Origin of the sequence: Pseudomonas sp. St386, from assembly GCF_018325865.1 — a bacterium.
Classification (GTDB): Bacteria; Pseudomonadota; Gammaproteobacteria; order Pseudomonadales; family Pseudomonadaceae; genus Aquipseudomonas; species Aquipseudomonas brassicacearum.
Map to the genome: position 1 here is coordinate 3,019,383 of NZ_AP021900.1, position 18,849 is coordinate 3,038,231.

Below are 18,849 nucleotides of genomic sequence, written 5' to 3' on the forward strand. Positions count from 1 at the left end.
GTCTACCGCTGTTCGTTCATGATCCGCGCCACTTCACCGGAAGCCTTGAGCTGCTCGAAAGCGCGCTGGGCCTTGGCGACGACTTCGTCAGGTGTGCTCAGGCTGAACGCCAGGTGGACCTTGTGGGGTTGCTCGTCGAGGGTATAGACCTCTTCCAGCGAAGTGAAATCCACTTGGGCATCCTTGCTCATCAGGCGCGCGGTGTTCTCCGGCAGCGGCAGCATTTGGATCTGGTGATTCAGCAGCTTTTGAAAGTTGTCGTGGTTGTTGGCCGAGATGACCAGCCGGGTAAACCCACGCTGTTGCAGGTAAATCTGCTTGGCGTCATTTCGCACCACGCCGATGCTGTACTGCTTGGCATCCTCGAGATTGTTGACGGCGATGCCTTCACTGTCTCGCATCTTGTAGAGCCGGCTCGCCACCCGGTGTATCTCACCGACCCATTTGAACAATTGCTCGCGGGCCGGGGTGCGGTCCAGGGGGAAAATCAACACGTTAGGCTCGTGCAGCGCCTTTTCGTAGGCCCGGGCCCACGGGTATAGCGACAGGCTGTAGTCGGTGAGCTGCGCGTTCTTCAGCGTTTCTTCGGCGATGCGAATACCCGGCCCGACGACCTTGTTGTCACGCTGGTAGGCATAGAGGGAATCTTCGGTCACGACTTCGATCGTCTCGGCGTGGCTTTGCAGGCTGATCGAGGTGAGAAGCAGGCACGAGCAGAGTATCAGGCGATAGTACATATACAGACCTCATGGCACGCGATGGTTTACAGGGCGACGCAATCGCGTCCCTTGTGTTTGGCCCGGTACAGCGCCTGGTCGGCGCGTTGCAGCAGTTGATCGAAATGGTCCATGGTCTCCGGGTCCAGCTCGGCGACGCCGATGCTCACGGTGACAAACGACGAGACCTTGGAACCGCTGTGGGGCAGTTCACGTTCCGCCAGGCTTGTACGGAAACGTTGGGCGGCCTCGCAGGCCTGGGCGGCATCGACGTTGGGCAGGACCACGACGAACTCTTCGCCGCCTACGCGCGCGGTCAGTTCGCCAGAGCGGCCGAACACGCTGCGCAGGGTCTCGGCGATCTCTTTCAAGCACAAGTCGCCCTGCATGTGGCCGTAGGTGTCGTTGTAGATCTTGAAGAAATCGACATCGCACATGAGCACCGCCAGCGGGGTCTTGTGGCGGATCGCCCGGCGAAACTCGATGTCCTTCAACTCGTCGAAATAGCGACGGTTGGCCAGCCCCGTCAAATCGTCGTGGCGTGACAGTGCTTCGAGGGCCTGGTTGGCCGCCTTCAATTCCGCGGTGCGGGCCTCGACCAGTTCGGCCATTTGGTCGCGGCTGGCGGCAAGGGCCAGTTCGTCCGAATGCTGGCGTTCCAAATGGGCGCGCAGGTTGTCCTGGAGTGTATTGACCTGGAATTCGAGCAGGCTCAGCTCGTCCTGGCGCTGCACCGCCCGTTGCAGCTTGAGGTGACGCTTGAGGGTTTGCGGCGCCAGTTCGCCCAGGTGCCGGGCGATATGCACCACATGCACGGTCACCAGGCGGTTGAACACGGTCATGATCAACCCGGCCAGCAGCAAGGACTGGATGAGCTGGGTGATGACGATGCTGCGTGCTTCGCCCCAGAGGCGCTCCCACAGCAGGTTATTGTCGCCTTCGATGGTCAGCTCGCCGACTTTTTCATGGGCCCCGGCGTAAGGTTGTGCGATGAGCTGGCGATGCAGCACCGGCACCACGCCCGATTGACCGGCGGGGTATCGATTGAGTTCGATGACTTCAGGCGCTTGCCCGGGGCGCAGGATGTTCAATACCAGGCGTCCCACGGGCGCTGCCATGGCGACGCTGGCGATTTGCTGGTCGAGGGATTCACGGTCCAGTTCCCAAATGGCATGGGCCAGGGTGTTCTGGAACACCTGGTCGATCAGGGCCAGCTCCGAATTCATTTCCGCCAGATTGTTTTCCCAGGCCAACCAGGTACGCCAGGTGACCATCGCCAGGGTAAAGAGCAGGCAGAACAATAGCGTTGCCAGTACCAGGCGGCGTCCCAGGGAGCTGAACGCCCTGGTCTGTGGTTGTAAGGAGGACGCCCTGCGGAAATTGGCATCCATGTCATAACCATTTGCGCAGGATGGCATCGTAGACGCCATTGCGCCGGATGGTCTCCAGGCCCACACGGAACTTCGCCACCATATCGGCTGGCGTATTGCGGCTGAATGCCATGCTCAAGCCGTCTGCGCTGCTCAGCTCGGGCAGTGCCAGCGAGCGGATCAGCAACTTGTCCGGGTCTTCGCCGTTCTGGCGCGTCAGGTACAGCGCGTTGAGCTCATTGGAAATCCACAGCTCCACGTGATCGACCTTGAGCTTGCGGTAGTTGTGTTCGTACTTGGTGCTCGACTGCAATTCCTCGCCGATGCGAAAGCCCTTCGAGACCAGGTATTGCTCACCCACGTCCTGATTGACCGTGGCGATCTGGTGACCATGGGCATCGGCCAGCGAGTCGAGTTTCACCGGCCGGTCCGCCAGCGAGTAGAGGTACCACTGCGTCGGGCCGATGCTGCCGACCCACTGGAAAAGCGGTTCACGTGCAGGGGTGCGGACGATCGAGTAGATGAGCACGTTGCTTTCATTGAGCGCCAGTTCGTAGGCACGGGCCCACGGCATGGAATGGATAGGCGCGTCCATGCCGACCTCCTTGAGCACGGCCTGGACCACCTCGGTGCTCATGCCGGTCATTCGGCCGTTCTGCGTCATGTTGTAGGGCGGCAGTTCCTCGGTCACGATGCGCAGCGGCGCCTCTGCCGCGCCAGCGCTTGCAGCGAGGAACATCAGGACGCCCCACACCAGTAGGCGATTCAGCGGCAAACCCATTGATCATTACCCTATGCAACTGCAGAACCCGGAGGTCTGGAAGCTATTATTGATAGGGTTATCGGCTGGGCTGACGCCTGCTTGAATCCGGCCTGTCGAAACTGCCAGCCCAGCCGCAGGATCAACCGTTCAACAACGTCATCGTGTGCGCCTGGTATCGGTCGCCTGCCACGGCACCTTCGCCTGCGAAAATTCCATCCAGCTGGGCCAATTCGTCAGCGCTCAACATCACCGAAGCCGCTGCCACGTTGCTTTCCAGGTACTTGCGCTGCTTGGTGCCCGGGATCGGGATGACATGGTCACCCTGGGCCAATACCCAGGCCAAGGCCAATTGCGCAGCGCTGATGCCCTTGTCCAAGGCCAATGCCTTGACCCGCTCTACCAGCGCCAGGTTGCGATTGAAGTTGTCGGCCTGGAAGCGCGGGTTGAAGCGGCGATAGTCATCGGCGGCGAAGTCCTCCGGTGATTTCAGCTCACCGGTCAAAAAGCCCCGGCCCAAGGGGCTGTAGGCGACGAATGCAATGCCAAGGCGCCGGCAAGTATCGAGCACGTCATTGTGTTCTGGCTCACGGGACCACAGCGAATATTCGCTTTGTACCGCTGCCAGGGGATGCACGGCGTGGGCCCGCTGGATGGTCTCGGCGCTGGCTTCCGAGATCCCGATGTGGCGGACCTTGCCGGCCTTGACCAGCTCGGCCATGGCGCCGATGGTTTCTTCGACGGGCACTTCAGGATCGATGCGGTGCTGGTAGTAGAGGTCGAGGTAATCGGTATCGAGACGCTTGAGGCTGCCCTCGACAGATTGCCGGACGTAGTCGGGGCGACCATTGACGCCGCGGGCATGGGGATCGCTGCTGCGCACCAGGCCGAACTTGCTCGCCAGGTAAAGGCTGTCACGCTTGCCGCGCAGGGCCCGTCCGAGCAGTTCTTCGTTGGTATGCGGCCCGTACATGTCGGCGGTGTCGAACAGCGTCACGCCCAATTCCACGGCGCGGTGCAGCGTGGCAATCGCTTCGCGCTCGTCCACGCCCGTGGTGTAGAAATCCGACATGCCCATGCAGCCCAGGCCGATGGAGGAAACGTGAGGGCCGCGATGGCCGAGTTGGCGAGTCTTCATGCTGATAGCTCCTGGAAATGAACGACCTGTGCAGTCTCTATCAAGAGGTTTCCTGGATAAATCCACGATTATTGGTTTAACTATTCGTGATATCTAAATAATGAGGCACGAGATTGGACCGATTACAGGCCATGCAGGTGTTCCGGCGCATCGTTGAACTGGGCGGTTTTGGCAAGGCGGCCGATGACCTTGGGCTTCCGCGGGCCACCGTCAGCCTGCTGATCCAGCAGTTGGAAGCCCATCTGGGCGTGCAACTGTTGCAGCGCACCACCCGGCAGGTGCGCGCAACGCTTGATGGGCAAGCGTATTACCAGCGCAGCGGCCAGTTGCTGGACGACCTCGATGACCTCGAAAGTTCGTTGTCGGCGCAACGCAGCCAGCCGCGCGGCACCTTGAAAGTGGACATGCCCATTGCCTTTGGTTGCACCTGGATCGTGCCACGCCTGCCGGATTTCTATCGCCGCTACCCGGCGTTGCAACTGGACATCGGTTTTCATGACCGCCAGGTCCATCTGCAGCGCGAGGGCGTGGATTGTGCAATCCGCGCCGGCAACGTCGTCGACCAGGCGCTGGTGGCGCGTCCCATCGTGCGTCTGCATCAATTGACGTGCGCCAGCCCTGACTATCTGGCCCGCGCCGGCACGCCCGGGCGGTTGGAGGATTTGGCGGCGCACCGGGCCATCGGGTTTGCGTCCGGCAATGGGCGGTTCTTTCCGTTCGAATTCGAGGTGGCGGGGCGGGTGCGCGAAATGCAATTGCCCAGTGACTTGAACGTCAACAATGCCGACGCCTACGTGACGGCCTGTGAAGCGGGATTCGGCTTGATCCAGGTGCCGCGTTATCACGTGCAACAGCAGTTGGCCGAAGGCCGGCTGGTTCAAGTGCTCGACGACTACAGCGTGCCGTCGTGGCCGATCTCAGCGGTATACCCGCCCCATCGACAGTTGTCGCCCAGGGTGAGGGTCTTTATCGACTGGGTGATCGAGCTGTTGCAGGGAGAGGCGGATGCCCAGGGGGCGCTGATGGATAGGGTGTAGAGCAGCGCCGAATCGCTGTGGGAGCGAGCTTGCTCGCGATAGGGCCCTGTCAGTCAATAGGACCTCAAGCCTTGACCCAGCGTTGGCGACTCCAGCTGCTCAACGTATCGACCGCGAAAACCAGCAACAACATCGCCAGGATCACCGTGCTGCCCTGGGCTTCCTGGAACAGGCTGAGGCTGACGTAGAGCATTTGCCCCAAGCCCCCGGCGCCGACGAAGCCGAGCACGCTGGCCATGCGGATATTGTTTTCCCAGCGGTACAAGACATAGGCCAGTAGCTGGGGCAGGAGGTTGGGCAGCGTGCCGTAGCAGAAAGCCAATACCGCATTGCCACCTTGCAGGCGGATGGCGTCGGCCGGTTCGGACGGGGTATTTTCCAGGGCTTCGGCGAACAGCCGGCCGAGCACGCCGGTGGTGTGCAGGGCCAAGGCCAGGGTGCCGGCATTGGGGCCGAGCCCGGCGGCGAGGACCATCAGCGCCGCCCACACCAATTCTGGAACCGCGCGCAAGGCATTGAGCACCAGCCGCGAAGCGCTCTGCAGGGGCCAGCCGAAGCGCCCGGCCGCAGGCAAGGCCAATAGCAGGCCGAAGACTGCCGCGAGCAAGGTGCCAATGGCCGACATGGCGAGGGTTTCCAGGGCGCCGTGGCCGATCGCCTTCAGGTGGCCCAGGCTCAGGTCCGGGCTGAGAAAACGCTGCGCATAAGCGCCCATCTGGTGCAGATTGCCGCTGTCGCCGAGCTCGCCCAGGTCGATGCCCAGGTAGATGAACGAGGCGACGACTGCCGCACCGATGCCCAGGACAATGACCGCGTTGATCAGGCGATTCATGCCAGCCTCCAGCGCAGCAGGCGGCTGAGTTGATCGGCGAGCAGTACCAGCACCAGGAACGTCAGCAGCAGGCTGGCCACTTCACCGCCGGCGAACATTCGCAGCGACAGGTCCATTTGCTGGCCCAGGCCCCCGGCACCGACGAAGCCCATCACTACCGAGGCGCGGATGGCGCACTCCCAGCGATACACCGTGTACGACAACAGTTCCGCCGCGACATTGGGCAGGATCCCGTAGCAGAAAGCGGCGAACCGGCTGCTGCCGGATTGCAAGAGCGCATGGGCCGGACGCTGGTCGACCGACTCGTAGATTTCCGCGTAGACCTTGCCCAGCATGCCGCTGTAGGTAATGGCGATCGCCAGTACACCGGCCGTGGGGCCGAGGCCGACGGCACGCACGAAGAGCAAGGCCCAGACGATTTCCGGGACGCTGCGCAGGAAGATCAGCAGGCCGCGCACCGGCCAGCGCAGCAGTTGCCCCCAATAACCCGGGTGCCCGGCACGGGAGGCCGCCGACAGCGATAGGGCGCGGCTGGCCAGCAGGCTCGCGGGCACCGCCAACAGCAACGCCAGGGCCATGCCGGCAGTGGCGATCGCCAGCGTCTGCAAGGTGGCCTGCCACAGCAGCTCGACAAATTCGTCGCCATGGGCTGGAGGCCAGAAGGCTGCTACAAACCGGCCCATTTCACTCTGGCTGTCCCTCGCCACCAGCACGCGAAGGTCCAGTTCGCTGAACTGGATGCCCGGCCACAGCAGGACGAGGGCCAGCAGAGTGAGCAGCAGGCGCGGGCGGGTGGCGGGGTCTCGGGTATCGCGTGTCAGCATCGGGGAATCTGCACGCTCAAGGAAGCGGGGGGCGTTGGCGAAGACTGTAGCTGTTCGTTGGCGTAGAGCGTGTCGAGCAACTGGCGGTCTACGGCTTCGGTTGGCAGGTCGAACAGGATCTGTCCATCACGCAGGCCAATGACCCGGGAAAAGTGTGCCAAGGCCAGTTCCACCGCATGCAGGCTGGCGACCAGGGTGACGTTGTGCTCCCGGGCATGGCGGCAAAGCACCGAAAGCGTGTGCTGGGCCAGTACCGGATCCATGGCCGAAACCGGTTCATCGGCCAGCAGCACCTCAGGCGCCTGGTACAACACCCGGGCAATGCCTACGCGTTGCAGCTGTCCGCCCGACAGCTGCTGGCATTGCGCGAACAATTTGTCGCCCAGGTCCAGTCGGGCCAACGCCGCCCTGGCGCCTGGAATATCCAGCGGATGCAGCAGGTTCAACAGGCTTTTGCCGATGCCCCACTGACCGAGCTTTCCGGCCAGGACCGCCGTGACCACGCGTTGACGCGGCGGCAGCGGCGGCGATTGGTGGATCAGGCCGATGCGCGCGCGCAGGCGTTGACGCTGGCGGGCAGACAACTGCCAGGCGCGTTCGCCGAGCAGTTGCAGCTCGCCGTTACCCGGGCGCAGGGCAGTGGCCAGCAGGTTGAGCAGGCTCGACTTGCCCGCGCCGGACGGGCCGATGATGGCGACCTGTTCACCGACGCCGATGTGCAGGTCGATGCCGCGCAGCGCCTGGACGCCATTGGCATGGGTAACGCTGACCTGGGTCAGTTGCAGGGTCATTTGAGCAGTTCGGCGGCGCGTGCGGCTTCCTCGATGCCCTTGTAGTTCTCAGGCTTGGTTTCGATGAAGCGGCTGGCGGCCTGCAGATCGAGGATTTCCTTGTCCTTCGGGTTGGCTGGATCGAGTGCCAGGAAAGCTGCCTTTATCTTGGCCGCCAACGCTGGGTCGAGGGTACCGCGCACCGTCCAGTTGTAGTCGAAATAGGCTGGGGTGGTGGCGAAAACCTTGACCTTGGTCGTGTCGACCTTGCCGGCAGCGACCAGTTTTTCCCAGACACTGGCGTTCAGCACGCCAGCGTCGACCTTGCCGGCCTGGACCCAGGCGACTGTGGCGTCATGGGCGCCCGAGTAGCCCACGCGACTGAAGTAGCTTTCCGGCTTGATGCCGTCCTTGAGCATGAAATAGCGCGGCATGAGGCTACCGGACGTCGACGACACCGAACCGAAGGCAAAGGTCTTGCCCTTGAGGTCGGCGAGGGATTTGACGGCCGGGTCGGCGGTGATGAATTTACTGGTGAACTGGGCGTCCTGTTCGCGTTGGACCAGGGGAATGGCGTTGCCGGTTTTCAGGCGTGCCTGCACGAAGGTGAAGCCGCCCAGCCAGGCCATGTCGATCCGGTCGGTGGCCAGCGCTTCGACTACGGCGGGGTAGTCGCTGACGGGTACGAACTCGACTTTCATGCCGGTTTGCTGCTCCAGATAAGCACCCAGCGGCTTGAACTTGCGTAGCAGCTCGGTCGGGGCCTCATCGGGAATCGCACTGACTTTCAAGGTGTCGGCGGCCTGGGTCAGCAGGCTGCAAAAAGACAGGGCAACGCCGACGGCCAATGCCAGGGAACGCTTGAGCATGGAGGATCTCCGGTACATGAAGGCAAGGAATGGTGAAGCATCACGCCCACGTGGAGGGCGGTACGCCGCTCTGTGAGGGTAGACGAAGGAGAGCGATATTAACCGTTTTCTGGCCTGCCAGATGAAGAAGATAGGACAGAGCAGCGATCTCAAGCTCACCCACAACCCTTGTGGGAGCGAGCAAGCTCGCTCCCACATTGGCAGGTGGCGGACAGGAGATTCAGCGCGAGGCCTCAGTCAGGTGAGGCCTCGGCGAACGAGAGGTCAGAACAGCTTGGTGAACAACCAGTAGAGGCTGCCCGAAAGGAGGATGGCAGCAGGCAGCGTCAGTACCCAGGCCATCACCAGGTTGCGGATGGTGCGCATCTGCAAGCCGGAACCGTTGGCGACCATGGTGCCGGCCACGCCGGAGGACAACACATGGGTCGTGGACACCGGCAAACCGAACATGTCGGCGGCGCCGATGGTCAGCATGGCGACGGTTTCGGCTGAGGCACCTTGGGCGTAGGTCAGGTGGGACTTGCCGATTTTCTCACCCACCGTCACCACGATGCGCTTCCAGCCGACCATGGTGCCCAGGCCGAGGGCGATGGCCACGGCGATTTTCACCCACAGTGGAATGAACCGCGTGGAATTGTCGATCTGCTGCTTGAACAGTTGCAGCTGGGCGCTGGTGTCGGCGTCGAAGTTGCCGACCTTGTTCTTGTCCATCAGGCGAATGGTTTCGCTGGTCAGGTACATGTCGTTGCGCACGTTGCCCACGGCTTCGGCGGGGACTTTGGCCAGCGAGCCGTAGCCCTTGACCTCGGCGCCGATGCTGCCGGTCATGGCGGCCAGGGCCGGTACCAATTGCGGCGTCGCCTCCTTGCTGCCCACGTAGGTGGAAAGGATCGCTCGCGGATTTGCCGGGGCCGGCAGCGGCGAGTGCTTGACCAGTGCTTGCTGGGTGACTTGCGCCACGGCGGCGAATTGCAGCGCCTGGTCGGCCGGCATGGTGCGGTTCAGCGCATACGCCATCGGCAGGGTGCCGACCAGAATCAGCATGATCAGGCCCATGCCTTTCTGGCCGTCATTGGAGCCGTGGGCGAATGACACGCCGGTGCAGGTCAGGATCAGCATGCCGCGAATCCACCAGGGCGGCGGCGTATTGCCTTCCGGGGCCTTGTACAGCGAGCGGTTCTTGACGAAGGCCCGCAGCGCCAGCAGCAGCAATGCAGCGCAACCGAAGCCCACCAGCGGCGACAACAGCAACGCATAGCCGATCTTGGTCGCCTGGGCCCAGTCCACACCGCTGGTGCCGTCACGCCCGTGCATCAGGGCATTGGCGACGCCCACGCCGATGATCGAGCCGATCAGCGTGTGGGACGACGACGCCGGCAAACCCAGCCACCAGGTGCCCAGGTTCCACAGGATGGCGGCAATCAGCAGGGCGAAGATCATCGCGAAGCCGGCGGAGGAGCCGACTTGCAGGATCAGTTCCACCGGCAGCAGGGCGATGATGCCGAAGGCCACGGCGCCGCTGGAGAGCAGCACTCCGAGGAAGTTGAAGAAGCCCGACCAGGCCACGGCGAAGTTCGGCGCCATGGAATTGGTATAAATGACCGTGGCCACGGCGTTGGCAGTGTCGTGGAAGCCATTGACGAATTCGAAGCCAAGGGCAATCAGCAGCGCCACGCCCAACAGCAGGAACGGCGTCCAGGTGGTCACTACGGTGCCGAGTTCGTTCATGTCGTGCATCAGGCTGTAGGCGGTAAACAGCAAACCGCTGCCCAGTACGGCGAAAAACACCACCAAGGTGATCACGCTCGGTTTGCCGGTGAGCTGCGGTCTTGAGCTGGGGGCGATGGAACTCGATGAGTCCATGACCAGGGTCTGGTTTGTCATGATGAAATCCGATTCAGTGAGCTGTGGAAGTGGGAGGCGCGGTGCCGGGCGTCCCTGCCTGGCTGGCCTTAATAGACCCGAGGCACGATGAGCTCCGGTGGCGTCGGACTGCGGGAGTAGTCTTGCTGTCGTACTCGCTGCGGCAGTTCGATGGCCGGCATTTCCACCTCTTCATAGGGCATTTGCCCAAGCAGGTGATGGATGCAATTGAGCCGGGCCTTTTTCTTGTCGTCGGCGTGCACCACCCACCAGGGAGCCTCGGCGATGTGGGTGCGTTCGAGCATGATTTCCTTGGCCTTGGTGTAGGCCTCCCAACGCCGGCGGGACTCCAGGTCCATGGGGCTGAGCTTCCATTGCTTGAGTGGGTCATGAATGCGACTGAGGAAGCGCAGGTGCTGTTCCTGGTCGGAAATGGAGAACCAGTACTTGATCAACTGGATACCGGAGCGAGCGAGCATCCGTTCGAATTCCGGCACGGTACGGAAGAACTCTTCGTACTGGTCGGCGGTGCAGAACCCCATGACTTGTTCGACCCCGGCGCGGTTGTACCAGCTGCGGTCGAACAGCACGATTTCACCCGCCGCAGGCAGGTGCGAGACGTAGCGCTGGAAGTACCATTGAGTCCGTTCACGGTCGTTGGGGGCGGGCAGGGCGGCGACGCGGCATACCCGTGGATTGAGTCGCTGGGTAATACGCTTGATCACGCCACCCTTGCCAGCGGCATCGCGTCCTTCGAACAGGATCACAACCTTGTGTCCGGTCTTGACCACCCAGCTTTGCAGCTTCACCAGTTCGCCTTGAAGGCGGAACAGTTCGCTGAAATACAGTCGTCGGATTTCCTTCTCGCTGCTATCCGGGGCATGTTCATCGAACAAGGCGTTCAGGTCATACCCGTCTTCGGATAACTCCAGCTCCAGCTCTTCGTCACTGTGGTCAAGCAGTTCGCGGTGGATGCGCTGTACCAAGGTGTCCTGGGTTGAAAGCATGATGGAAAACTCGGTCGTGGAGGCGCCATCCACGCTAGTTGCATTTTGTTACATGACGGTGACGGTCATCCGAGCCTCACGCGCTTTCCCATGGCTAAAACGTTTATCTCTGGAGGATGCCTGCACGATCGAGTTTTATCGATTACGCTCGAAGGCGCAGGGTTCGCCCGAAATTTCGTTGGTGCGCGTCTGTTTTCCATGGCCGAGCGCCAGGGGTGTCATCCAGGTGTCATCGAAGCCATGGCAGGATCTTCGCAAACCATCGTGGGAAGTCCGGCAGCGCCTGTGCCTGCTGGCTGATGAATCAAGGAACACCGCTATGAAAGGCGACGCCCCCCTGTTCGCGGCCATTGACTTGGGCTCTAACGCTTTCCGCTTGATGATCGGCCAGTCGGTCAAGCGCAATCGACAGTTGGTGATCCAGGAAGTGAAAACCCTGCGCGAGCCGGTCCGATTGGCTGAGGGCCTGCAGGCCGGGGCGTTGGACGAGCTGGCACTGGATCGGGGCTGGCAGGCGCTCGCCCGATTCGGCAAGAAACTGCGCGGCTTTGAAGCCGGACGGGTGCGGGCGGTGGCGACCAGTGCCGTGCGCGAGGCGGCGAATGCCCAGCTGTTCCTGGCCAGCGCCGAGCGCCACCTGGGGTTTCGGATCGACGTGCTCTCCGGGCACGAAGAAGCCCGACTGGTGTATGCCGGTGTTGCCCATACGGTGCCCGGTGTCGAGCGTACGCGGCTGGTGGTGGACATCGGCGGTGGCTCGACCGAACTGATTCTGGGGCAGGGTGCGCAGCCGCTGTTCACGGAAAGCATTGCCATTGGCAGCGGCACTTTTGGCGCGCGTTACTTTCCGGGCGGATGCATGACTGCTCAAGCGCTGTTGGAGGCGGAGCGAGTGGCCGTCCTGCAGTTTGAAAGAGTGGCGTCTCGTTATCGCGCGCTGGGCTGGCAGCAGGCTATCGGCTCTTCCGGTACCGCGCGGATGTTGGCCAAAGTGCTCAAGGCCAACGACCTCAACGACTTGGGTAAAGGCGGCATTACCTACAGTGGATTGTTGCGGTTGTCGTTGCGACTGTTGGAGGTCGGCCATGTCAACCAGCTCAGGTTGGCCGGCTTGCAAACCCACCGCCTGGGCATCCTGCCCGGTGGCCTGGCGATCATGCTGGCGGCATTCAAGGTCTTTGGTATCTCGCAAATGATTGCTTCCGAGCCGGGCCTGAGGTTCGGCGTTCTGCATGGTCTGATGCATCAGCACTGATCACGGACGGTTGTTACCCATTGCCGTCTATCAGCGATGGCTCAATTTCGAGCATCAGCGCCTCTTCGGTGACCCCTTCTTTACCAGATCATCCAGCATTTCATCGCCTGGGCAGTCGGTACGTCCGGTTATCGCAAAGCGTGGGCCCGGATCAGGGTGATTGCGTGAACGGGGCTTTTCGCTCTTTCGATATGCAGTCAGTGAAGGCACAATGCGCATCCTTTTTTGGCTCGCCTTGCCCGGAGGCCTCGAAAATGATCAAAACGCCGTACTACCTCATCGACAAACAAAAGCTGCTGGCGAACATGCAGAAGATCGCCTATGTGCGTGAGCAGTCCGGGGCCAAGGCCTTGTTGGCGCTCAAGTGCTTCGCCACCTGGTCGGTGTTCGACCTGATGCAGCAGTACATGGACGGCACGACTTCGTCGTCGCTCTATGAGCTCAAGCTCGGCCGGCAGAAGTTCGCTGGCGAGACCCATGCCTACAGCGTCGCCTGGGCCGACGATGAGATCGAGGAGATGCTCGCCAACTGCGACAAGATCATCTTCAACTCCATCGGCCAGTTGCAGCGCTACACCGAAGCGTCGGCCGGCAAGGTCCGCGGCCTGCGGGTCAATCCGCAAGTGAGCAGCTCCGATTACCTGCTGGCTGACCCGGCGCGCCCCTTCAGCCGCCTGGGCGAATGGGATCCGGTGAAAATCGAGCAAGTCATCGAGCATATCTCCGGCTTCATGTTCCACAACAACTGCGAGAACGGCGATTTCGGTTTGTTCGACCAGATGCTGGGCACTATCGAAGAGCGCTTTGGTCACTTGCTGCATAAGGTCGAGTGGGTCAGCCTCGGTGGCGGCATTCACTTCACCGGCGAGGGCTACGCCCTGGACGCCTTCTGCGCGCGGCTCAAGGCCTTCTCGCAAAAATATGGCGTGCAGGTCTACCTGGAGCCGGGCGAGGCCGCGATCACCCAGAGTGCGTCGCTGGAAGTCACCGTGCTCGACACGCTCTACAACGGCAAGCACCTGGCCGTGGTGGACAGTTCCATCGAGGCGCACATGCTCGATCTGCTGATCTATCGCCTGGACGCCAAAATGGCACCGAGCGAGGGCGAACACACCTACATGGTGTGCGGCAAATCCTGCCTGGCCGGAGACATTTTCGGCGAGTACCAATTCGATCGTCCGCTGTCCATCGGCGATCGGCTGTCGTTCATCGACGCAGCGGGTTACACCATGGTCAAGAAAAACTGGTTCAACGGCCTGAAAATGCCGTCCATCGTAGTGAAGCAGCTCGACGGCAGCGTCGAGGTGGTTCGCGAGTTTGTTTACGACGACTATCTGTCCAGCCTGTCTTGAGTTGGCGGAAGGAGAAATGAAGAAATTGAAGAAGAACGTACTTATCATTGGTGCAGGAGGTGTCGCCAAGGTGGTGGCCCACAAGTGCGCGCAGCACAACGACGAACTCGGTCGTATTGCTATCGCGTCGCGCAACATCTCCAAATGCCAGGCCATCATCGACAGCGTCAAGGCCAAGGGTAGCCTCAAGCAACCCGCCGACATCAAGGCTTTCGCACTGAACGCTCTGGATGTCGAAGCGACCAAGGCGCTGATTCTCGAAACCGAGTCCCAGATCGTCATCAACGTCGGCTCTGCCTTTCTCAACATGTCGGTGCTGCGTGCCTGCATCGATACCGGCGTGGCCTACCTGGACACCGCCATCCACGAAGAACCGGGCAAGGTCTGCGAGACGCCGCCCTGGTACGGCAACTACGAGTGGAACCACCTCCAGGAGTGCCAGGAAAAGAACATCACCGCCATTCTCGGCGTGGGCTTCGACCCGGGTGTGGTCAATGCCTATGCGGCACTGGCGCAGCAACAGCATTTCGACCGCATTGATTCGATCGATATTCTCGACGTCAATGCCGGCTCCCATGGCAAATATTTCGCCACCAATTTCGACCCGGAAATCAATTTCCGCGAATTCACCGGACAGGTGTGGAGCTGGCAGGACAGCCAGTGGACCAGCAACACCATGTTCGAGGTCAAGCGCACCGACGACCTGCCGGTCGTAGGCTCGCAGAACCTGTACCTGACCGGCCACGACGAAGTGCACTCGCTGTCGAAGAACCTCGACGTGCCCAACGTACGTTTCTGGATGAGCTTCGGTGAGCACTACATCAACGTGTTCACCGTACTGAAGAACCTCGGCCTGCTCTCCGAGCAACCGGTCAAGACCGCCGAAGGCCTGGAAGTCGTGCCGCTGAAAGTGGTCAAGGCCGTGCTGCCTGACCCGAGTTCGCTGGCGCCGGGCTACACCGGCAAGACCTGCATCGGCGACCTGGTCAAGGGCGTCAAGGACGGCCAGCCGCGCGAGATGTTCATCTACAACGTGGCCGACCACGAGGACGCCTACGCCGAAACCGACAGCCAGGGCATTTCCTATACCGCAGGCGTGCCACCCGTGGCCGCAGCCTTGCTGGTGGCCCGTGGCGAGTGGGACGTGCAGCGCATGGTCAACGTCGAGGAGCTGCCTGCCGAGGCGTTCCTCGAGGCGTTGGACGTGATGGGCTTGCCTACGCGCATCAAGGACGAGCATGGAGACCGTCCCTGGAACCAAAACGCCTAAGGATAGCGGCGGGTTGCGTTCCGGCTCCCACAATCCGCGGGAAGCCTTGAAAAAATGCTCCGTATCGAAAGGTACGGGGCATTTTTCGTTTATGGCCGCGTCAAATGAATCCCCTCGCCACATAAGTCCCTGGATATACCTATTTGATAGTTCCCATGCTCTGCGTGGGAATGCATCCCGCGACGCTCTGCGTCACCTTCCAGAAGCGGAACGCGGAGCGTCCCTGGCGACATTCCCACGCGGGAGCGTGGGAACGATCGATATGTATTTTCAGCCTTAAAAATCACATGGTTGCAATTTGTTCCATGAGAGCCTGTTCTCGCTGGGTCGAGCGTAGGAGCTGCCGAAGGCTGCGATCTCTTGATTTTTCGCTCACCACTCAATTGGCTGGAGCAACGTCCACGTTTCGTAGTCAGGCATTTCTACTCTCTTGCTCCTTAAGCAAATCCAGTGTCCTTGCGTCGACCTTCAGCCCACCCTCCAACGCTTGGGCATACACGGAATGCTCGCCCGCAGCCGCTGCAAAAAGCGTCATGCAGGACGCGAACTTCATGGCATCGATGGTCCCGAGGAGTTTCTCCAAAGCGACTCCCGAGTCCAGTACGGCACGGGTGGCGCGCTCGAGTCGCGGTCCCAGAAGCGGGTGCTGCAAATAGTCACGCGCTTCGTCAATGCCGCACAGGCCATAGTAGGTGGCGTTCTCACTGACGCCCAGGCCGCGTAATTGCGGAAAGATGAACCACATCCAATGGCCTTCCTTGCGGCCACGCCGCAGTTCCAGCAAGGCGTGCTCATAGGTAGACGCTTGCGCCTGGATAAAACGCTCCAGTGATTCGGTCATGCGAGCCTCCGTATGGTTTCAAGGCTGAAGAATGAACCAGACAAGGGCAAAGCCTATAGCACACTTGCGCTATAGCGCCGCTCGGCGCTCGTCCCTAACCTATGAGCGTTATCGGTTTTTCGATCGATCGCAACGAGCACATCGGGACAAGGATCTGTTTTTTGAAAAGTACATCTGCCAGAAAGTCCAACGTCAATCCGGCTTGGCGCAAACGCCTGGCAACGGCGTTCACCGCCTCGACCCTTGCCGTCAGTGGCTGGGGTTCTTTTATCGCCGATGCGTCGGCCTCGACCGCCAGTGCAACGTCTTCAGCCGCTTGCACCAACGAAGCGGACTTTCAGGCCGGGACAGTGGTGGAGTACGAAAGCCGCGACAACCTGTCGTCGGCCATCAGTCGCGGCAAAACCGAGACGTTGGGGCGTGAGGCATTTGCCGACGCCAATCCGATGGCTTCGGCGCACACCTCGTTCTTGAACAATGCGCCGTTCTTCCTGACGACAACCTTCGCCGAGATCAAGGACGGTCGATTGATTCGTTACGGCGATCGCCATGGCGCCGGGGCATCGTTGGTGACCACCCTCTACCAGCCTCCCGCTTCCACACCAATTGATCTGCAACCTGGGCAGACCGTCACCGTCAGCTACAAAAACAAAGCCGTGAGCGCCGGGGCAACCATCGAGTTCGATGTCGTCGAGAAGCTGACTTACAACGGTCGCGAAACGATCAAGACCGCCCTCGGCACGTTTGATACCTGCAAGTTCACCAATGAAATTTCTACCGGCTCGGCTTCGGCCACGCAGCCGAAAAACGTCGTCGTTGTCCAGAATTGGTTTCCTGCGGACGGACCCTACCGTGGGCAGTCGATCCGATCCGTCACGCCGCCGGCCAATGGCGTTGCGCAGAGAATCAGCGAAGTTATCAAGATGCAGTATGAGGCGCGATGAACGACGCGTTTCGGGCCAGAAGATTTGCCGGATCATCGTGGCAGACGAACACCCGCTGTTCCGAGAGGGGATGACGCTGTTACTGCAACGCCTGGTACCTGAGGCGATGATCGAACAAGCAGGGAGCCTGGAAGAAGTACGGACGCTCGTAACGAATGGACACGCTCTCGATACGCTGATTCTTGATATACGTCTTCCCGGCCTGGGTTCCGTCAGCGAGCTTGCGCAGTTGCGCCAGGCACTCAAGCACACTGTGATGATTGTGGTTTCGACCCTGGATGACGGCGATGTCATTGGGCGTGTCATGGAGACCGGTGTCGACGGCTTTGTCGGTAAGAGCCTTTCTCCCGAGCAGGTCGGCAAGGCTATCGGCGCTATTCGTCGTGGCGAAGTACTGGTCAAGTACGAGCCTTCGGACCCGCTGCCGCTTGGCTCCAACGATGACATGAACAAGCTCACGTCCCGGCAGCGAGAGGTCTGGCAATTGATTGCCGAAGGCAAGACCAACAAGGAGATCGCCGCAGCGCTTGAGATTTCTCCCTTCACTGTGCGCATTCATGTCTCTTCGTTGATCCGTGCGCTGAACGTCCCCAACCGGGCGGTGGCTGCGGCGCGTTTTGCCGGGCGCCAGGCGCCTGGCACTTTGCGTTAGACGAGATGAGAAATCGACGCCTGGCCAAGGCAAGGCGTCGATCCGGCTAGCGCTTACAGCCAGTACCGCAGGCCGAGCATCAAGGACTGGGCGTTGTATTCGGTTTTCACATCGGCTGGGACCAGGCCCTGGATTTTGCCGTAGTTCGCTTCGCCGGTCTTGAAGTAGCGGTAATCCAGGGACATGGACCAATGGTCGCTCAGCTCGTAAGCAACGCCTGCGCCGAGTTGCCAGGCCGAGACGGTGTCGCGATGGGTGCCGCCGAACTCGACGCCACCCGCTTCCAGGCCCTTGATGGTCAGCACCGCGTAGCCCAGGCCACCGCCTACATAAGGTGTGAAGCGGCTGAAGGGGGCCGGCAGGTTCGAGACGTCATACCAGAGGTTGGCCATGAGGCTGCTGGCTTCCTCTTCGCCTTTGCCCTCGATGCTGCTTCCGCCCTCGTAGACCCGGTTATTGAATTGGTCCATGGTGTTGCGGCGGTAGCTCAGCTCCACCTCGGGCCGCAGTCCGACCGGGAACCGCCAGCCCACTGCCAGCCCGGTGGCGTAGCCCGAGTGCAGCGGTTGATTGTATTCCATCTCGACGAAATCATTGCTGTTCTGGGTCAGGTCCTGTTTAGAGACCCAGTTCACGCCGCCCATGCCACTGACATAGGGGCCGAGGTTGTCGGCGAAACTCGATGCTGGGGCAATAGCCCCCAGGCCAACGATGGCCATGAGCAGATATTGGCTGTTTTTCTGTAGGTTCATGCTAGATCCGAAATGTGCTGTTATCGATAAGTAAGCAAAGCGAGTCCGGGAAGGTGCGTTCAGCACGCGTGCTTCCGGGAGGCATTCACACGAGGTGCAAAGGCGTCGCGGTTTTCTCGTGTCCTGGGGCGCCAATGGCCCGTTGTTCAGCCAGCCGGCACAGGTTGTCCAGTGCCGTGGTCATCGCTGCGGTCAACGCTTTGCGCAGCAGTCCGCGATACAGGAAACTCAACGGCCCGGAAATTTTCGCGCTATGGATGACATGGGTTTCATCGGGAGAAAGCCTGCGCAACTGATGATCGAACTCGAGGTCGATCCACAGCAGCCGTGCACTGTTGCGATAGCTTTCGTGCAGGCTCACGGCTTCCAGTTTCAGTGGCATGTTCAAGCCATTCTTGAGCACGCATTTGCCGCGTGTCCCCGCCTGGAAAGGGCCGTCGAGTTGACACTGGCGAACGTCGGTATCCCATAACGGCGCTTCTGCAAAATTGCTCCAGATCTTCCAGATTTCAGAAGGGGGCGATTTGACTATGACTTGCACTTTGACATCGTTCACGGCGACACCTTGGTTGTGGGGGGCACGGTCATGCTGGAGGG

The 18,849-nt window shown here is 61.0% G+C and carries 19 protein-coding genes; 6 read left to right on the top strand and 13 right to left on the bottom strand.

Features of this window, described 5'->3' with window-relative positions; all coding sequences use genetic code 11:
- Positions 1 to 2: 2 nt before the first annotated feature.
- The 4 genes from KI235_RS13215 to KI235_RS13230 all read right to left on the bottom strand — a co-directional run bounded on the left by KI235_RS13215 (position 3) and on the right by KI235_RS13230 (position 3,984).
- Entirely contained in the window at positions 3 to 737 is a 735-nt protein-coding gene (locus tag KI235_RS13215; RefSeq protein ID WP_060613787.1) for an ABC transporter substrate-binding protein, read from the bottom strand.
- 26 nt (positions 738 to 763) lie between these two features.
- Positions 764 to 2,107: a diguanylate cyclase gene (locus tag KI235_RS13220; protein ID WP_069970900.1), complete on the bottom strand. Its 1,344-nt coding sequence runs from the start codon at positions 2,105 to 2,107 to the stop codon at positions 764 to 766.
- A gap of 1 nt (position 2,108) precedes the next feature.
- Positions 2,109 to 2,867 (bottom strand): transporter substrate-binding domain-containing protein, encoded by a 759-nt coding sequence (locus KI235_RS13225; protein WP_003200978.1) that lies wholly within the window; start codon positions 2,865 to 2,867, stop codon positions 2,109 to 2,111.
- A 121-nt stretch (positions 2,868 to 2,988) separates the two neighbouring features.
- Complete coding sequence (locus tag KI235_RS13230; RefSeq protein ID WP_028237132.1) at positions 2,989 to 3,984, bottom strand: aldo/keto reductase; 996 nt, start codon at positions 3,982 to 3,984, stop codon at positions 2,989 to 2,991.
- Positions 3,985 to 4,097: 113 nt separating this feature from the next.
- Between KI235_RS13230 and KI235_RS13235 the strand changes: the two genes are divergently transcribed.
- Entirely contained in the window at positions 4,098 to 5,021 is a 924-nt protein-coding gene (locus KI235_RS13235; RefSeq protein ID WP_003200985.1) for a LysR family transcriptional regulator, read from the top strand.
- Positions 5,022 to 5,085: 64 nt separating this feature from the next.
- Here the strand turns inward: KI235_RS13235 and phnE (KI235_RS13240) are convergent, their stop codons facing one another.
- The 6 genes from phnE (KI235_RS13240) to ppk2 all read right to left on the bottom strand — a co-directional run bounded on the left by phnE (KI235_RS13240) (position 5,086) and on the right by ppk2 (position 11,186).
- Positions 5,086 to 5,853, bottom strand: coding sequence for a phosphonate ABC transporter, permease protein PhnE (gene phnE, locus KI235_RS13240; protein ID WP_013693114.1), 768 nt, complete (start codon positions 5,851 to 5,853; stop codon positions 5,086 to 5,088).
- Complete coding sequence (phnE, locus tag KI235_RS13245; RefSeq protein WP_003200989.1) at positions 5,850 to 6,677, bottom strand: phosphonate ABC transporter, permease protein PhnE; 828 nt, start codon at positions 6,675 to 6,677, stop codon at positions 5,850 to 5,852. The genes phnE (KI235_RS13240) and phnE (KI235_RS13245) overlap by 4 nt, the downstream gene beginning before the upstream one ends.
- Positions 6,671 to 7,468 carry an ATP-binding cassette domain-containing protein gene (locus KI235_RS13250; protein ID WP_003200992.1) on the bottom strand — a complete coding sequence of 266 codons (798 nt, stop codon included), beginning with the start codon at positions 7,466 to 7,468 and terminating at the stop codon, positions 6,671 to 6,673. The genes phnE (KI235_RS13245) and KI235_RS13250 overlap by 7 nt, the downstream gene beginning before the upstream one ends.
- A complete protein-coding gene (locus KI235_RS13255) occupies positions 7,465 to 8,316 on the bottom strand; it encodes a putative selenate ABC transporter substrate-binding protein (RefSeq protein WP_003200995.1) in 852 nt (283 codons plus the stop codon). Before KI235_RS13255 ends, KI235_RS13250 begins: the two co-directional genes overlap by 4 nt.
- A 264-nt stretch (positions 8,317 to 8,580) precedes the next feature.
- A complete protein-coding gene (locus KI235_RS13260) occupies positions 8,581 to 10,200 on the bottom strand; it encodes an inorganic phosphate transporter (RefSeq protein WP_003200997.1) in 1,620 nt (539 codons plus the stop codon).
- 68 nt (positions 10,201 to 10,268) lie between these two features.
- Positions 10,269 to 11,186 (bottom strand): polyphosphate kinase 2, encoded by a 918-nt coding sequence (gene ppk2, locus KI235_RS13265; RefSeq protein WP_028237133.1) that lies wholly within the window; start codon positions 11,184 to 11,186, stop codon positions 10,269 to 10,271.
- A 319-nt stretch (positions 11,187 to 11,505) separates the two neighbouring features.
- On the opposite strand from ppk2, the gene KI235_RS13270 reads away from it, so the two are divergent.
- The 3 genes from KI235_RS13270 (at position 11,506) to KI235_RS13280 (ending at position 15,063) form a co-directional block, all read left to right on the top strand.
- Positions 11,506 to 12,441: a Ppx/GppA family phosphatase gene (locus tag KI235_RS13270; RefSeq protein ID WP_003200999.1), complete on the top strand. Its 936-nt coding sequence runs from the start codon at positions 11,506 to 11,508 to the stop codon at positions 12,439 to 12,441.
- A 254-nt stretch (positions 12,442 to 12,695) separates the two neighbouring features.
- The gene (locus tag KI235_RS13275) at positions 12,696 to 13,793 is read left to right on the top strand and encodes a carboxynorspermidine decarboxylase (RefSeq protein ID WP_003201000.1); all 1,098 of its coding nucleotides are present in this window, start codon (positions 12,696 to 12,698) and stop codon (positions 13,791 to 13,793) included.
- A 25-nt stretch (positions 13,794 to 13,818) separates the two neighbouring features.
- Complete coding sequence (locus KI235_RS13280) at positions 13,819 to 15,063, top strand: saccharopine dehydrogenase family protein (RefSeq protein ID WP_043042741.1); 1,245 nt, start codon at positions 13,819 to 13,821, stop codon at positions 15,061 to 15,063.
- A gap of 412 nt (positions 15,064 to 15,475) precedes the next feature.
- On the opposite strand, the gene KI235_RS13285 is transcribed toward KI235_RS13280, so the two are convergent.
- A complete protein-coding gene (locus KI235_RS13285) occupies positions 15,476 to 15,904 on the bottom strand; it encodes a DUF1810 domain-containing protein (protein ID WP_003201004.1) in 429 nt (142 codons plus the stop codon).
- Between the two features lie 101 nt (positions 15,905 to 16,005).
- Here KI235_RS13285 and KI235_RS13290 point away from each other — a divergent pair, with 101 nt between their 5' ends.
- Complete coding sequence (locus KI235_RS13290) at positions 16,006 to 16,848, top strand: hypothetical protein (RefSeq protein WP_052239517.1); 843 nt, start codon at positions 16,006 to 16,008, stop codon at positions 16,846 to 16,848.
- The gene (locus tag KI235_RS13295) at positions 16,835 to 17,500 is read left to right on the top strand and encodes a response regulator transcription factor (RefSeq protein ID WP_013693119.1); all 666 of its coding nucleotides are present in this window, start codon (positions 16,835 to 16,837) and stop codon (positions 17,498 to 17,500) included. The genes KI235_RS13290 and KI235_RS13295 overlap by 14 nt, the downstream gene beginning before the upstream one ends.
- 53 nt (positions 17,501 to 17,553) lie before the next feature.
- Here KI235_RS13295 and KI235_RS13300 read toward each other — a convergent pair whose 3' ends face one another.
- Both KI235_RS13300 and KI235_RS13305 read right to left on the bottom strand, forming a co-directional pair.
- Positions 17,554 to 18,252, bottom strand: a complete 699-nt coding sequence (locus KI235_RS13300; protein WP_003201010.1) for an outer membrane beta-barrel protein — start codon at positions 18,250 to 18,252, stop codon at positions 17,554 to 17,556.
- 85 nt (positions 18,253 to 18,337) lie between these two features.
- A complete protein-coding gene (locus KI235_RS13305) occupies positions 18,338 to 18,808 on the bottom strand; it encodes an SRPBCC family protein (protein WP_013693120.1) in 471 nt (156 codons plus the stop codon).
- Positions 18,809 to 18,849: the final 41 nt, after the last annotated feature.

Coding starts and splice junctions, on each gene's coding strand:
- KI235_RS13215 (WP_060613787.1), bottom strand. CDS start 737: ATGTACTATCGCCTGATACTCTGCTCGTGCCTGCTTCTCACCTCGATC.
- KI235_RS13220 (WP_069970900.1), bottom strand. CDS start 2,107: ATGGATGCCAATTTCCGCAGGGCGTCCTCCTTACAACCACAGACCAGG.
- KI235_RS13225 (WP_003200978.1), bottom strand. CDS start 2,867: ATGGGTTTGCCGCTGAATCGCCTACTGGTGTGGGGCGTCCTGATGTTC.
- KI235_RS13230 (WP_028237132.1), bottom strand. CDS start 3,984: ATGAAGACTCGCCAACTCGGCCATCGCGGCCCTCACGTTTCCTCCATC.
- phnE (WP_013693114.1), bottom strand. CDS start 5,853: ATGAATCGCCTGATCAACGCGGTCATTGTCCTGGGCATCGGTGCGGCA.
- phnE (WP_003200989.1), bottom strand. CDS start 6,677: ATGCTGACACGCGATACCCGAGACCCCGCCACCCGCCCGCGCCTGCTG.
- KI235_RS13250 (WP_003200992.1), bottom strand. CDS start 7,468: ATGACCCTGCAACTGACCCAGGTCAGCGTTACCCATGCCAATGGCGTC.
- KI235_RS13255 (WP_003200995.1), bottom strand. CDS start 8,316: ATGCTCAAGCGTTCCCTGGCATTGGCCGTCGGCGTTGCCCTGTCTTTT.
- KI235_RS13260 (WP_003200997.1), bottom strand. CDS start 10,200: ATGACAAACCAGACCCTGGTCATGGACTCATCGAGTTCCATCGCCCCC.
- ppk2 (WP_028237133.1), bottom strand. CDS start 11,186: ATGCTTTCAACCCAGGACACCTTGGTACAGCGCATCCACCGCGAACTG.
- KI235_RS13270 (WP_003200999.1), top strand. CDS start 11,506: ATGAAAGGCGACGCCCCCCTGTTCGCGGCCATTGACTTGGGCTCTAAC.
- KI235_RS13275 (WP_003201000.1), top strand. CDS start 12,696: ATGATCAAAACGCCGTACTACCTCATCGACAAACAAAAGCTGCTGGCG.
- KI235_RS13285 (WP_003201004.1), bottom strand. CDS start 15,904: ATGACCGAATCACTGGAGCGTTTTATCCAGGCGCAAGCGTCTACCTAT.
- KI235_RS13290 (WP_052239517.1), top strand. CDS start 16,006: ATGAGCGTTATCGGTTTTTCGATCGATCGCAACGAGCACATCGGGACA.
- KI235_RS13295 (WP_013693119.1), top strand. CDS start 16,835: ATGAGGCGCGATGAACGACGCGTTTCGGGCCAGAAGATTTGCCGGATC.
- KI235_RS13300 (WP_003201010.1), bottom strand. CDS start 18,252: ATGAACCTACAGAAAAACAGCCAATATCTGCTCATGGCCATCGTTGGC.